The 14,377-nt window shown below is 46.3% G+C and carries 13 protein-coding genes and 1 pseudogene; 10 read left to right on the top strand and 4 right to left on the bottom strand.

Going from position 1 to position 14,377, the window contains the following annotated elements; genetic code table 11:
• Window positions 1-55: 55 nt before the first annotated feature.
• The 4 genes and pseudogenes from FEK30_RS00535 to FEK30_RS17270 all read left to right on the top strand — a co-directional run bounded on the left by FEK30_RS00535 (window position 56) and on the right by FEK30_RS17270 (window position 8,192).
• Entirely contained in the window at window positions 56-3,490 is a 3,435-nt protein-coding gene (locus FEK30_RS00535; RefSeq protein WP_138071116.1) for a helicase-related protein, read from the top strand.
• Window positions 3,491-3,527: 37 nt separating this feature from the next.
• On the top strand, window positions 3,528-3,755 hold the full coding sequence (locus FEK30_RS00540; RefSeq protein WP_138071118.1) for a hypothetical protein: 228 nt from the start codon (window positions 3,528-3,530) through the stop codon (window positions 3,753-3,755).
• A complete protein-coding gene (locus tag FEK30_RS00545; RefSeq protein ID WP_138071120.1) occupies window positions 3,748-4,161 on the top strand; it encodes a type II toxin-antitoxin system VapC family toxin in 414 nt (137 codons plus the stop codon). The genes FEK30_RS00540 and FEK30_RS00545 overlap by 8 nt, the downstream gene beginning before the upstream one ends.
• Window positions 4,162-4,172: 11 nt before the next feature.
• Window positions 4,173-8,192: pseudogene (locus FEK30_RS17270) on the top strand (Eco57I restriction-modification methylase domain-containing protein).
• Between the two features lie 178 nt (window positions 8,193-8,370).
• On the opposite strand, the gene FEK30_RS00555 reads toward FEK30_RS17270, so the two are convergent.
• The 4 genes from FEK30_RS00555 to FEK30_RS00570 form a co-directional block, all read right to left on the bottom strand.
• Window positions 8,371-9,111 carry a hypothetical protein gene (locus FEK30_RS00555; protein ID WP_138071122.1) on the bottom strand — a complete coding sequence of 247 codons (741 nt, stop codon included), beginning with the start codon at window positions 9,109-9,111 and terminating at the stop codon, window positions 8,371-8,373.
• 168 nt (window positions 9,112-9,279) lie between these two features.
• Complete coding sequence (locus FEK30_RS00560; protein WP_138071124.1) at window positions 9,280-10,086, bottom strand: ParB/RepB/Spo0J family partition protein; 807 nt, start codon at window positions 10,084-10,086, stop codon at window positions 9,280-9,282.
• A 7-nt stretch (window positions 10,087-10,093) separates the two neighbouring features.
• On the bottom strand, window positions 10,094-10,693 hold the full coding sequence (locus FEK30_RS00565) for a nucleotide-binding protein (RefSeq protein ID WP_062436859.1): 600 nt from the start codon (window positions 10,691-10,693) through the stop codon (window positions 10,094-10,096).
• 753 nt (window positions 10,694-11,446) lie between these two features.
• Window positions 11,447-11,866, bottom strand: a complete 420-nt coding sequence (locus FEK30_RS00570; protein ID WP_062436943.1) for a hypothetical protein — start codon at window positions 11,864-11,866, stop codon at window positions 11,447-11,449.
• A 197-nt stretch (window positions 11,867-12,063) separates the two neighbouring features.
• On the opposite strand from FEK30_RS00570, the gene FEK30_RS00575 reads away from it, so the two are divergent.
• The 6 genes from FEK30_RS00575 (at window position 12,064) to FEK30_RS00595 (ending at window position 14,326) form a co-directional block, all read left to right on the top strand.
• Window positions 12,064-12,408 (top strand): hypothetical protein, encoded by a 345-nt coding sequence (locus FEK30_RS00575; RefSeq protein WP_138071081.1) that lies wholly within the window; start codon window positions 12,064-12,066, stop codon window positions 12,406-12,408.
• 14 nt (window positions 12,409-12,422) lie between these two features.
• Entirely contained in the window at window positions 12,423-12,620 is a 198-nt protein-coding gene (locus FEK30_RS00580) for a hypothetical protein (protein ID WP_138071083.1), read from the top strand.
• A gap of 59 nt (window positions 12,621-12,679) precedes the next feature.
• On the top strand, window positions 12,680-13,231 hold the full coding sequence (locus tag FEK30_RS00585) for an antirestriction protein ArdA (RefSeq protein WP_138071126.1): 552 nt from the start codon (window positions 12,680-12,682) through the stop codon (window positions 13,229-13,231).
• A gap of 74 nt (window positions 13,232-13,305) precedes the next feature.
• Complete coding sequence (locus tag FEK30_RS00590) at window positions 13,306-13,647, top strand: hypothetical protein (RefSeq protein WP_138071128.1); 342 nt, start codon at window positions 13,306-13,308, stop codon at window positions 13,645-13,647.
• Between the two features lie 74 nt (window positions 13,648-13,721).
• The gene (locus tag FEK30_RS16615; protein WP_168191085.1) at window positions 13,722-13,892 is read left to right on the top strand and encodes a hypothetical protein; all 171 of its coding nucleotides are present in this window, start codon (window positions 13,722-13,724) and stop codon (window positions 13,890-13,892) included.
• A gap of 5 nt (window positions 13,893-13,897) precedes the next feature.
• The gene (locus FEK30_RS00595; RefSeq protein WP_138071130.1) at window positions 13,898-14,326 is read left to right on the top strand and encodes a DUF1071 domain-containing protein; all 429 of its coding nucleotides are present in this window, start codon (window positions 13,898-13,900) and stop codon (window positions 14,324-14,326) included.
• Window positions 14,327-14,377 lie beyond the last annotated feature (51 nt).

The following is a 14,377-nucleotide window of genomic DNA, read 5'->3' on the forward strand; positions in this document are numbered from 1 at the left end:
ATGTCTTAAGTGACATTTTATATGTCGGCGATCGCTCCCATTCCACGTCTAATTAATGTCGGCTATCTACGATAACTGTGACTTTCCATTACTCCCAGAACTTAAGCACTGCCTGAAGGAAGGCTACCGCTCTGATTTCTGCGTGGGTTACTTCAACCTGCGGGGTTGGCATGAACTCGAAGATGAAATAGAGCAGTTCGGGGTAATAGGAGGGCAAAATTGCCGCTTGTTGATTGGCATGCAAAAGCTCCCTAATGATGAGTTAAAGCAAAAATTTGCAATCGGACGTCGTAAGGAACGTATCTCCAATGAAACAGCCAATAAATTAAAGAAAATTATGGCCCAACAGTTTCGGGAGCAATTGACCTATGGTGTTCCCACTGCAAGAGATGAGGCAACTCTAAAGCGTCTACAGGCACAATTACAGGCCAATAAGTTAGAGGTACGTTTGTTCTTGCGTCATCTCCTCCATGCCAAACTTTATCTGATTTATCGCGAAGATAAAATCACGCCACGCATTGGTTATGTGGGCAGCAGTAATCTTACCTTTTCTGGTTTGAGTGGCCAGGGTGAACTGAATGTTGAGGTGACTGATCGGGATGATACAAAAAAGCTGGAGGAATGGTTTCAAGACCGCTGGGAAGATAAGTTTTCTCTCGATATTTCCCAAGACCTGATTGAGGTCATTGACGAAAGTTGGGCTGGTCGCCAGCTCAAGCCCTTTTACATTTATCTCAAGATGGCTTATCACCTCTCGCAGGAGGCGCGGGATGGTTTAAGTCGGTATCAAGCCCCGAAGAATTTTGGTTTATTGGAGTTTCAGGAACAGGCTGTACGGGTGGCGATGCAGCATATCGATAAACGCAATGGGGTGATTATTGGTGATGTGGTTGGTTTAGGAAAAACCTTAGTGGGCACGGCGATCGCCCATGTATGCGAAGAGGAATACGGGACAAGCACCCTAATTATCTGCCCTAAAAATCTAGAGTCAATGTGGCAGAGCTACGTGGAACGGTATGGTCTACGTGGAAAAGTAGTTCCCATTAGCCAAGTGGAGAAAGTTTTACCAGAGGTTCCGGCCCGTTTTCGTTTGGTACTGATTGACGAAAGCCATAACCTCCGTAACCGTGAGGGGAAACGTTACCAGGCGATTAAAGAATATATGGAACAGAGTGGGGCACGGTGCATCATGCTTACGGCAACGCCCTACAACAAAGGCTACTTAGATTTATCGTCTCAACTACGCTTATTTTTGCGGGAAGAAGCTGATTTAGGGATTAAGCCAGAAGCTTATATTCGCGAGCTTGGGGGGGAAATGCAGTTTCGGCGGCGTCACCAAGCCCCTGTGCGATCGCTCATGGCATTTGAACATAGTGATGAGCCAGAAGATTGGCAGCAGCTCATGAGTCGCTATATGGTGCGACGGACGAGGGGATTTATCAAAAACACCTATGCCAAGCAAGATGAGCGCGGTTCCTATCTGGAGTTTCCTAATGGCGATAAATTTTATTTTCCTATCCGTCGCCCCTGTACGGTGAAATTCAATACAGTCGGTGATTCAGACCCCTATGCGCGGTTGTATGGCGATCGCGTGGTGGACATCATCAATAGCCTTTGCTTACCTCGATATGGTCTAGGTAATTACGTGATTCAACCGCCTAGCAGTCGCAAAAAAGCCCGGACGAAATCCCCTGGTCAGATGAGTTTAGAAACTGGCTTTGAGCATTTGGACATCACCGAAGCGGAGCGAAAAATCCTCGCGAATCTTTCCCATGCGGGCCAGCGGTTAATGGGCTTCTGCCGGACAAATCTGTTTAAACGCCTCGAAAGCAGTGGAGCCGCATTTATCCAGTCCATTGAGCGCCATATTCTGCGGAATTATGTTTATCTCCATGCGATCGCCAATGAATTAGAGATTCCGATTGGGACGCAGGATGCCGCATTGCTGGATGATACTACCGATGAAGATCAAGATTCTTTGTTGGGACAGGATTGGGAAACAGCAACGGAATCAAGCGAAGATAGTTTTGACGAGGATACCTTTACGCCGAGTGTGGAACTGAAACAACGGGCTTCCATTATCTATGAGCTTTACAAAACCCAATACCCCCGTCGATTTAAGTGGATTCGTTCTAATTTATTTCAGCCAGAGTTGGCCCAGGATTTAGCCCAGGATGCTCAAGCTTTGGTGCAGATTCTCAAAATTGCAGGACGTTGGGAACCGGATCAAGATGGAAAATTGACGGCTCTCGCGGAGTTGTTAACGCAGCAACACCCCGATGAAAAGATTCTAATTTTTACGCAGTTTGCAGATACCGCCCGATATTTAGCAGAGACTTTAGGGGCTAAGGGCATCACTCATATTGGGCTCGCAACGGGAAATACGCAAAATCCAACCCTGTTGGCCCAACGGTTCAGCCCGAAAAGTAATGGCAAGAATATTCCATCGGCGGAACAGCTACGGATTCTCATTGCCACGGATGTGCTGAGTGAAGGCCAAAACCTACAGGACAGCAGAATTATCCTCAACTATGATTTGCCCTGGGCGATTATCCGGCTCATTCAGCGGGCAGGTCGTGTAGACCGGATTGGACAGGAAGCGGATGAAATTTTTTGTTATTCCTTCCTACCAGCAGAGGGGGTTGAACAATTAATCAATCTGCGGGGTCGGTTGCGTGATCGCCTCCAAGAAAATCAGGAAGTGGTCGGTACAGATGAAGCTTTCTTTGAGGATGAGGAAGAGCGGTCAATGCTACTCAATCTCTACCATGAAAAATCGGGTGTCCTCGATGATGATGACGATGAAGGGGAAGTCGATTTAACTTCTGAGGCTTTACAGATTTGGCAAACGGCAATCGATGCGAACCCTAAATTAAAACGATTAATTGCAGAACTTCCGGATGTGGTGTTCTCGACCCGTCGCCATGAACCAAATACTTTAGATCCAGAGGGTGTCTTGCTTTATTTGCGCACCTCGGAGGGAACAGACGCTTTGGCCTGGGTAGATAAGTATGGTAACAGTGTGACCCAATCCCAGATGCGTATTCTGCGGACGGCCCGCTGCAGCATTGAGACTCCAGCTCAAGCACGCCACCCCCAGCATCATCATTTAGTCCAAAGAGCGTCCCAGTTGATTACAGAACAAACCAAAAAAGTGTCTGGTGTTATGGGGAGTCGGCGTGGAGTCAGGGCAAGAGTCTACGACCGTCTGATGTTTTACTGTCAAAAAGTGCAAGAAAAAACACCCTTATTGGCTCAAGGTCAGACTTGGGAACAGTTGGAACAAGCTATCGAGATGATTCACACCTATCCCCTGAAGCAAAATGCGATCGCCTCTTTGAACCGAGAATTGAGGGCTGGAATTTCTGATGAAGATTTGGCCCAAAAAGTGACTTACCTCATGGAGCATGATGCCCTCTGTGTGGTGACAGCGGACGGTACATTCGAGGGGGCGAGGGTCATTTGTTCGATGGGCTTATTTCAGGGCTAGGATCGTCAAATTACTGCTTAACTACATTGAGGAAAAAATGATGACAACAACACAGATGGAAATTGTCGAAATGCTGGAGGCTTTACCAGAAACCGCTTTAGATGAGGTGCGGGGCTTCTTGCTGACATTACAGGATCGTTACCGTACAGAACGTGCCACAACGCTCAGTGAGGGGATGGCCTATATCGAGCAAGTTCGCGGACAGATGAAATTTGATATGACCACCGATGAGATTATGGCGTTGACAAGGGGTGAGGATGATTAAGATTTTGGTAGATAGTAACGTCTTAATTGATGTCTTTTCGGATGATTCTGCTTGGTTTGCTTGGTCACATCAACAGCTTGCCCATTTTATTGATCGGCCTGAAATCTATCGGCTTGTGATTAATCCTGTGATTTATGCGGAAGTATCCATTGGGATTGAGTCTACCCAGAAGCTTGACCAACTCCTACCGCCCAAATACTACACCAGAGAACCACTGCCTTATGATGCAGCTTTTATTGCTGGGAAGGCTTTTTTACAGTACCGACGCAATGGCGGCAAAGGGCGATCGCCGTTGCCAGATTTTTATATTGGGGCACATGCTCTGACGGTGGGTTATCGGCTGTTGAGCCGCGATCGCCAACGTTACCAAACCTATTTTCCTGATCTTGATTTGATTGCACCCTAGGGGAACTACTGATGAAACTAAACCGCAAGCGTACTGAAAAATATCTCAAAAATTTTGATTTTGAATCCCTTTTTATTGAAGAGTTGGGCTGGGATACAGTCGATGCGGTGACGGTTCCCCTAGAGGTGGATGAGGCTTATTTTGAAGCGATCGCCATTGCCCAGAAGCGTGGTTTTACGGTTTATCAGTGTATCTGCGAGAAGATTCCCCTGCGAAAAATTCAAAAGGAACTGGATACCCAATTGGCTACGGTGTCGAAATCCCATTTGTTGATTTTTAGCGATGAGGCACAGACGGAACAGGTCTGGATGTGGGTAAAGCAGCAGGGTAAAAAGCGTAAGCCTGTTTTTCATCCCTATAAAACAAAGCAGTCGGCGGAGGGGATGATCCAGAAGCTGGAGCCGTTGGTTTTTAGCTTGGATGAAGAGGATTCAGCAACCCTTGTTCAGACTGTTGGAAAAGTGGGTAGGGGTTTCAATATTGAGGAAGTAACCAAGCAGTTTTTCCAAGATTTTGAGGGGTTACATCAGAATTTTTGTCTGGAGATTGAGGGGATAGAGGATGAGGGCGATCGCCGTTGGTATGCGTCGGTGGTGTTGAACCGTTTAATGTTCGTCTATTTCCTCCAGAAGCGGTATTTTCTGGATCAGGAGAACCCCAATTATTTGGACGATCACCTCAAGGATTGTCAGGCGCAGGGGGAACCCTTTTATGGTTTCTTGACGGATTTATGTTTTGAGGGATTTGCGAAACCGGAGGATGATCGGGCGGGTGACATCAAGGCTCGGCTAGGGAAAATCTGTTATCTCAATGGGGGTCTATTCCTGCGCCATTCCATCGAGCAAAAGTATGCTCAGATTTCCATTGGCGATCAGGCATTTGAGGAGGTTCTAAAACTATTTTCGTCCTACTCGTGGCACTTGGATGACCGCCCGGATGCGGAGAAGGACAGCAACGAGATTAACCCTGATGTGTTGGGCTATATCTTCGAGAAATATATTAACCAGAAGGAGTTTGGGGCTTATTACACCCGCCCGGAGATTACGGAATATCTTTGCGATCGCACGATCAATAAGGTGATTGTGGATAAGGTCAATAAGGCAGCAGGTAAGGATTTCAAGGATATTGAGGCGTTAAAAAGTAATCTAAATAATGAGCTTTGTCATCTGCTCCTAGAAAAGATTTTGCCGACCTTGACGCTACTGGATCCGGCTTGTGGGTCGGGGGCATTTCTGGTGGCGGCGATGAAGACTTTAATTCCGATTTACCAGACCATTATCGGGAAGGTAACGTTCTCTCATGATGAGGAGCTAAAGGCTTGGTTTGAGGAGATGCAGCAAGCCCACAGTTCGCTGGATTATTACATCAAGAAGCGCATCATTACGGACAATCTCTATGGGGTGGACATCATGGAGGAGGCAACGGAAATTTGTAAGTTGCGGCTCTTTCTCTCGCTGGTGTCTTCGGTGGAGAAGGTGGATGACCTCGAACCGCTGCCGAATGTGGATTTTAATATCATGGCGGGCAATTCCCTCATTGGTTTGATTCGGGTGGATGGCAATGCGTTTGATTCTCTTAACTCTCCCTTGATAAGGGGGCGGGGGGGAATCTTCCGTTCAAGGGAATCTTTTAAATGCGCTGGCGGCTTCGGAATATCAGCGAATCCTAGAGGATAAAAATAAGAGTATTGACCTCTACAAGAAACATGCTTTTCTGCCGGATAGGTCGAGGAGTGCGGATGAACGGTCAAAGGATCAGAGTGTGTTGGCGTTGCGGAATCATATCGATAAGCTCAATGCGGAATCTCAGGCGAAGTTAAATCAGCTTTTGTTGAAGGAATTTAGCTGGAAACTGGGGATTAAGTATGAGGAAGCTCAGCTTAATTCCAAGAAAACAAAAAAACGGGATGTGACAATTGCTGATATTGATGCGCTGGAGCCGTTCCATTGGGGTTATCACTTCGATAAGGTGTTTGAACGGGGTGGGTTTGATGCGATTATTGCGAATCCGCCTTGGGAAATTTTTAAGCCGCAAGCTAAGGAGTTTTTCGCCCATCATAGTAATTTGGTGACGAAAAATAAAATGGATATTAAAACCTTTGAGAAGGAACAGAAAAAGCTTTTGCAAAATCCAGAGATTGCAGCGGCTTGGTTAGCTTATAAAAATCGATTTCCCTATGTAAGTAGTTATTATCGTTCGGCGGAAGATTATCGTAATCAAATTTCTGTGGTGAATGGTCGTAAACAGGGGACGGATATTAATCTCTATAAGCTATTCCTAGAGCGGTGTTTTCATTTACTGCGGGATAGTGGAGAATGTGGCATTGTCATCCCTAGCGGTGTTTATACGGACTTGGGCACAAAGCAACTACGGGAAATGCTCTTTTCTCAAACTGAAGTGACGGGTTTATTTTGTTTTGAGAATCGAAAATCAATTTTTGAAGGGGTTGATAGTCGTTTTAAATTTGTGGTGCTGAGTTTTGAAAAGGGCGGTAAAACCCAAGCTTTTCCCACAAGGTTCATGCGCCATGAGGTGAAGGAATTACAGGATTTTCCGAACTCGGATGATATTGAATTGGATGTGGATCTAATTCGTCGCTTGTCGCCGGATTCTTTGTCGATTATGGAGTTTAAACAGACGATCGATGTGGGAATTGCGGAAAAAATGACTCGTTTTCCTCTCCTCGGTGAACAAATCGAAGGGAAATGGAATTTAAAGCTTACTCGTGAATTAGATCCAACAAATAAAAAATATAGTTATCTTTTACAATCAGAATTCTTTCAAGAATCATTCCCTATTTATGAGGGGAAAATCATACATCAGTTCGACCATAAATTTGCTTTAGATCAGGTCAAAAATTGGCTAAAAAAAGAAGACGAAAAAGAATTCAGGCAAATAATTTTAGGAGAACGCGAGTCCGATCTTGGTCAAAAAATGGACTATCAAGATTATCGATTGGGTTTTCGTAAGATTGCTAGAAATACTGATATTAGAACAATGATTTCTACAATTATTCCAGCAAATAATTTTTGTTCTGAAAATTTCCAAGTTGCTCTAAGCTTTGATGAAAATGGAAATCGTAGAATTAAATATGCAGAAATGTTAATGCTCTGCGCTTTATGGAATAGCTTTGTCGTTGATTTTATGTTACGTCAACGGGTATCAGCAAACATCAATTTTTTCTATGTTTACCAATTAACAATTCCCCGCTTACAAAAAGGCGATCAATGGTTTGATGAGATAGTAGAGAGAGCCGCGAAACTGATTTGTACCACCCCCGAATTTGACGATCTCGCCGCAGAAGTCGGTTTAAGCTCCCATAAAAACGGCGTAACCGACGAAGCAGAACGAGGCAAACTCCGCGCCGAACTTGATGGCATCATTGCCCACCTCTACGGACTCACAGAATCAGAATTTACCCATATTCTCAGCACCTTCCCATCGTTGCCGAAGAAACCAAACAAGCCGCCCTCACCGCCTTTAAAGACCTTGCCGACGACCCCGAAATCGTTGCCCTAATCATGTCCGGCGAAAGCAAGACCCTTGAATTCAAGTCCACCACCTTCTATGACATAAAGACCGAGGACTTTAGTAATAAAAAATTCCGTTGCCACGACATCCTCAAAGCAGTAGCCGGATTCCTCAACTCCCATGACGGCGGCACATTACTCATCGGCGTAGAAGATGACGGCAATATCTTGGGCTTAGAAGACTATGACTACCAAGACAAAAGCATCAAAAATAAAGACAACAAACAGGATGCCTATGGCTTGTACCTAGAGAACAACCTGATTTTCCCTGAACTCGGTAAAGACATTTCCCCATTTATCAACCTCAGCTTTCATAGCCTCAAGGGCAAAACCATCTGCTGCATCAAAGTCAAACCCTCATCCCACCAAGTCACCTTCAATTACCTCGACCAAAAGACAGGCAACAAAACCAATACCTTCTTTATCCGTAGCGGTCGCCAAACCAGCAAACTCACCGACCCAGTAGAAATTGCTAATTACTGCAAAGCCCGCTGGAAATAACCTGCTATGAGGCCTAAAGGTAGCGAAGCTGCAACGAAGTGCCACGCAACTCCTGTAACCTTTACCATGTAGTCATTTCAGAAAAATTTTCATACTATTGCACCCTAAGAAGGTGTGACTAATGCCCTATAGTCTGAAATTCTGCCGAGTCGCCGAATGAGTAGGCGATCGCCCCTGACTAAAGCGTTATTACAAATCCGTTCTTCCCTTTTTCCGAGAAGAAATCTGCACCTCTAGCTTTTGCCGCGTTACTAAACCCTTTCACCTCCTTGGGAAACTCAGTCTTAGTGTTTGTATTGATTAGAATGGCTAAGTCCTCTAACCTCCTGGGGTGATTGGCAACGGCTTCACATACCGCATCAATAATTGAACTAGCAGCAGCATCAGCAAAGGGTGCTATCGGTGCGCCGCCACGGTAAATCCCTGATGAGAGCATCGTGATACGGAAGCCACTGATTTTTTTATCACTCTGGGTAATCTCATTCATCGCGTCCCTATAGATTTGGGTATAACAAGCGTATTCATTGGATGTCAAACCTGCTGCGGTTAGCCTTGGCCCCACGGAATACATCATACCGATACACTCTTTTTCCACTTCTTCAGAAGGCTGGACTGATACCAATAAAGATGTCAGAACTGGGGGAGATGGTGGATTGTTAGAGTGTTTTGCCCAACAACCGTCACCGAACTTTGCATCATAGGCCAACCTAAGTTCTTCGTTGACTGTCGAGATTTGACTTCTCAGCCCTTTTGCAAAGGCACCATTCAGCCCTCCACCACCGACTTGATAGTAGATGCCGTAGTTTGTACTGCCAGCATTTTGCGAAACGATGGGGCCAGATACTAATGTACTTTCAGACAATGCGTTGATGTATCCACCTTCAGCGTTACTTTCAAAAAAAAAGGAGATTTGTACCATGGCTAACTTTATTACAACAATTTTAGGGAGAGATAGAATAAGGCGATCTCCCAGGAAACCAGAGTCATGTGCCCTGAGTTCATCCTAACCTCGATTTTCCTGCCGAGCTAAAGCCTGTTCAATTAGATTTGGATTCTCCTCAAGTTGGTCTAAAAAGGTGGCGATCGCCTAAAACTCATTATCACTTAAGTTCTCTTTAACTCTCTTATCAATCAATGTCTCCAAATTTTTGATTATTCTGCCTAGATCACGCCGAATTTTCTGTAGTTCTGGAGCTTGAGTATCCTCCATAGTTCGCTCCATGATCTTCCTATGGAATTTCTCAGATTGTCGAAGGAAGGTCTCATACTGTTTAAGGTCTTTAGAAAGTGCGCATGGGTGCTCACTTTTTTCTGAGGGTTCATTTAAGATTTCTGTAATGCGACGGCGACTCAGACGAAAAACAGACATCAGCTCCCTATTCAAAGACTTTTGCCCATCCGCTGGTCTGCCCCGAAGCCGTTCATATCCAGCTTCTTCTAACTTTCGGGCAGCTTCTCGAATTTCCTCTGTTGTGTAATTTTTCCGTTGCGTATTTTCCTCTACTTCAATTTGCAGCGCATCAACAACATCAGTTGTGGCATCAATATCAATGATATAAACAGGAACGCCATTTTTAAATAACTCGGCGAATCTATCAGGCCATGCTTGCCTAATGAATTGCAAGGCAACTCTACGATGCCCCCCAGCTAAAAGTCGATAATGGCGGTCTACTGTCAGTGGCGCAATCAAACCAATAACAGCGATGCTTTCTGCTAACTCTTGAGCGTGTTTTTCGTTAATCACTCTTGTATCTGACCCGATGCGATCTGATATTTGTTCTAAAGGAACAAATTGTTTGTTTTGATTCTGTTCTGTGAGAAGAGTACGGGCTGCATCAGGGGTCGCTGACCGTTTGATTGCCTTACTAAGATCTAGGGGAGAACGTTTGGACATAACTAAATTAAATCTCTGTTTTAAGCCAATTCCATACTTGAGTAATTTCTTGTGCTGCTTTTCCTTCAGGGGCAAGTTCAGTAACGCCAATGCCTTGGGTAGCAGCGGTTTGAAAGTCTGCTCTAGAACAAATTGCTGTAGGAACAATTGGAAATCCCAAGTCCGCTTCTTGGAGATTCTTGATTAGATCTTGGGCGTTACTGTTGGGATGAAGAAGATTGAGAACAACTGCTGCTGGTTTTTGAGTGAGTTTCACAGCCGATAGGGTTGTCGATACAGAATCAAGCTCAAATTGTCCATAGCGCAAAACGACTAGGGCAAAATCAGAGGCTTGGATCACTTCGATAATATTGGCATCGAGAGTACCCGGAGTATCAATAAAATTCCAATCAGTGTTTGTTTGCTTAATCGTAGCAACTGCTCGTCTCGCTGGTATGGCAATCACTGGAGGAGTATCTTGTTTGCGGCGATCGCCCCAATCAGCTAAGGAAGCCTGATCGTCACAATCAAGGATTGTTGCATCTCCAGCAATTACGGCAAGATTGGAACAAAGGGTACTTTTCCCTACTCCTCCTTTCCTGCTGACAATTGAGACTGTTTTGGGCATTGATCCAAAGTTTTTAGAGTTCGATATCTCTAAGAATAAAAGCTGAACCTCAAAAAAGGAAAAAGTTTTACATCAATATCGACAATGATGGCGATCACCCCACATCCCTGGTTTAAGTTCGAGGGGACAGGAAATAAGGTGTCGTCCGCGCAAAGCGCCGATGACGGTTGTCTTTGATTATTCAAAAAGCCGCATACTGCCGCTTTACCTGTCCCCATTCAGGTTATTGCCTACCTTCCGCTCACTGCCCACCAAGTCTCATCCTGCTATCCCAGAAAGTCCTGTTCCCGAAAGGTTACTTGCCGCCAACGTGACTGCTACTTTCTAAATCCCAATCCCCTACTGATGGGTATAGGCGGAGCGACAGGATAGAAATAAGGATGCCGCACGATTGCGGCGTAATTACGCTTCCTTAGCCGCGAAAAGGCATTTTAGCAACACCAGTCCGCCGGAGTCCGTTAGCCCGTGTCTTTTTACGTTGGCCTCCTACGTCGGCGATCTTCGGCTGTCGGGCAGTTTTTATACGTTGGGGCCTAAGCAAGCTACGTCCCTATCCCGGCGTTTGTGGCGTGCTTTTTTTGTTTCTTGGGCGGCACGTCGCTAGTAGAAAGAGAGAGGGTGGGTTGGAGGGGGTAGGGGCGCGCGTAGCGTGTGCTTTTGCCCTTTTGTGTGTTGGTCGGCTGTTTTCGTGGTCGGGGCTGTTTGTTTTTGCCGTAGCCCCCTGCCGCTCGTGGGCCTTGCGGCCCTGCGGGTTTAGATCAAAGTTAGCTGTCTTTGTTCTGCCCAGCTCGGCACTTGGCTACCGTCGAGAGGGTAGATTGTCACCCTTAGCCCTTTCTTTACGGCATAGGCGATCGTCCCCCAGGTTCCTGACCCATGGCCGCTGAAGGGTTTAGCCGGGGTGCAGCTTTCTGGACAGGGTTTATTCGGGAAGGCGATTAGCTCAGTGGCATCGTTTACCATGCGTTGACTGCGAGCGGCGAACTGCCATCTTTCTCGGCCTTCTACATGGTAGATGGTGAGGTCTGTTTTTCCTGCGTAGTGTTCTGCTACTAGGGCGTCTAGTCCTTTGGCATCTCCCACCCCGACCGCTGGAGGGTTTGCGGGGAGTAGGTTTAGCACTTGTTTTGTTTCTTGCGGTGTGAGTTTTCTAGGGCCGCTAAATGCGAGCATAGCTTGTTCTCTCTCTTTATTAGCTACCTCTATATTTTACCTTGTATACAAGGCTTATTAGTTTATTTTTATATTAGATTTTCTTATCTATTTTTTGTTTATTTTCCTTGTATACAAGGGTATAATGTAAGAACAGGCGAGGAGAGAACTGCAATTCTCAACCCCGCCCTAACAACCACAACTAGGAGAAGCTAGTTATGACTGCTTTAGATATTTTACGGCAGCTATCGGAGATGGCTGACCGGACGGCCTATAACACTACGATTGGCCGTTACCAGTTTGAGTCTAGAGACGAAGAACTTCCGGCAGGGGTTCGGGTTTGCTGGAATACCCGTTATCGTTTCAGCTTTACCGCTGTTACCAGTTTTCATGGGGAAATTTGCGCCGAATCAGACATGGAGTTTTCCCAGCCCCTCACCAACGCAGACATCGAGAATGAATGGCGTGACCTTGCCTATGGTTGCAGCTATTTTGAGGCGCACAGCTTAGAGATTAAATATCCTTGCTGTGACCTGTTTCCTTCTGATTGGTTGCCTTACTAGGGGAGGGATTGGTGATGCTTTATTTCGTCCATGATTCCCAGGGCGGCCACTTAACCACTAGCCCCCATCCCGCTGACTTTGCCGAGCCTATTGTGATCATCCGACGCGGCGATCGCCCGGCCATTGTTGACCACGGGAAAGCAGTAATCGCCCTATTCAAACAGCACCCCAAAAATACAGCGCATATTCCCTTAGAGGATCTGCCCTTTTAGTCACCTGTTGGAGGCACTGTCCCCCTCAACTTTTCAAGAATTTTAGGAATTTAAAAATTATGTTGACTCTGACCGATACCCCTCGGATCTATGTGGCTTGCCTTGCGGCCTACAACAACGGCTTTTTACATGGAGCTTGGATCGATGCTGACCAAGACGCCGATGATATTCAAGCGGAAGTACAGGCCATGCTCAAGACTTCCCCGGCTTGGCAACTTGGCGACATTTGCGAGGAATGGGCGATCCACGACTATGAAGGATTTGGCGACATCCAGATCAGCGAATGGGAAGATTTCGAGACTGTGGCCGCTTTAGGAGAGGCGATCGCCAACCATGGCCCTGCCTTTGCTGCTTTTTATGGCACTGCTCGATATGGTGATGTTGCCTCAACAGTTGAAGCTTTCGAGGATGCTTATCAGGGTATTTACGACGACAAAGAAGACTTTGTTTATTCCCAGCTTGAAGACCTTGGCACCCTTGACGCCTGGGAGAAAGCCGGAATGATGACCTGCTACATCGACTTTAAGGCGATCGCCCGTGACTGGTTCATTTGTGACTACTTCTCAGAACCGACATCCAAAGGTCAAGTTTACGTTTTCGCCTACCTATAACCATCACCCCCAAAACCTAGCCCTCCTTGGGGAGGGTTGGGAGGGGTCATATTCACTTCTCAGGAATCACAACGATGAAATATCAAGACTGGCTTAATTTATTGACAACCCTTGAAACCGCCAACAAGCATCTGTATCCCTTGACCCTAGATATTGAAGCAACTATCGACAGCGACATTGTAAAAGTGATTTTTACAGCCCCCAACGGAAAACGCCAGACAGATTACTTCCCAGCCTGTGAAGCTGTGGCGATCACCCAAGAAGTCGCCAACGGGAATCTATTCACAATCATTTGGGGCTGGATGGAGTATGGCGCACTCCCACGGGAACAAACCCAAGCACACCTGAACGAACTCCATGCCGAAGATGAACCGAACCGTGCCTGTGATGAAGCCTATCTGATGGCTTATGAGTAACACCCATGCGCTCCTATTAATCCTTAGCCTGCCCTAGCAGGTGAGAAGGAGTCAGTCAGACCCACAAACGAACCATGAACAAACCCAACGCTAAAGCCATGGCCCAGGAACTTATCAAACTCCGCAACTACATCGAGCAGCACTATTCCCGCACCTGGAATGTAGAACAAGCCCTTGGTAAACCTGGCACCACCCGACTCTACAAACTTTTTGAACAAGCAGAAGAAATTCTATTGGAAGACTAAATACTATGACTACCACCACAACCCCTCAAACCCAACGCCCCAGCAGCATTGGCGAATGGACATTGAAGCAAACCATTGAGACTTTATCCCGACCTATCCCTGATGCCCTCCTAGGCATCAAAGACCGGAATATCACTTACTTACCCTGGCACAATGCCGTGAAGATTCTGGATAAATATTGCCCTGCCTGGACTTGGGAAATTGTGAAGATGGAAACCACAGGCGATCGCCTTTTCCTCACAGGACGGTTAACCTTGACTGTTGCCGAGGGACGAGTCTATCGAGAAGCCACTGGCACCGAAACTCTCAAATTAGTCAAGCGCAGCGGAGAAGTGGTCGAGCATCCCTATGGCGATCCATCCAGTAATGCCGAGAGTATGGCTTTCCGACGAGCCTGTGCCAAGTTTGGCTTAGGACTCTACCTCTACCAATAACGATAAAATTCGACCTAGGTAAGTCATCAAACTGCCTGTCCCCACTCACAC

Source organism: Picosynechococcus sp. PCC 11901, assembly GCF_005577135.1.
In the GTDB taxonomy this organism is placed as follows: Bacteria; Cyanobacteriota; Cyanobacteriia; order Cyanobacteriales; family MRBY01; genus MRBY01.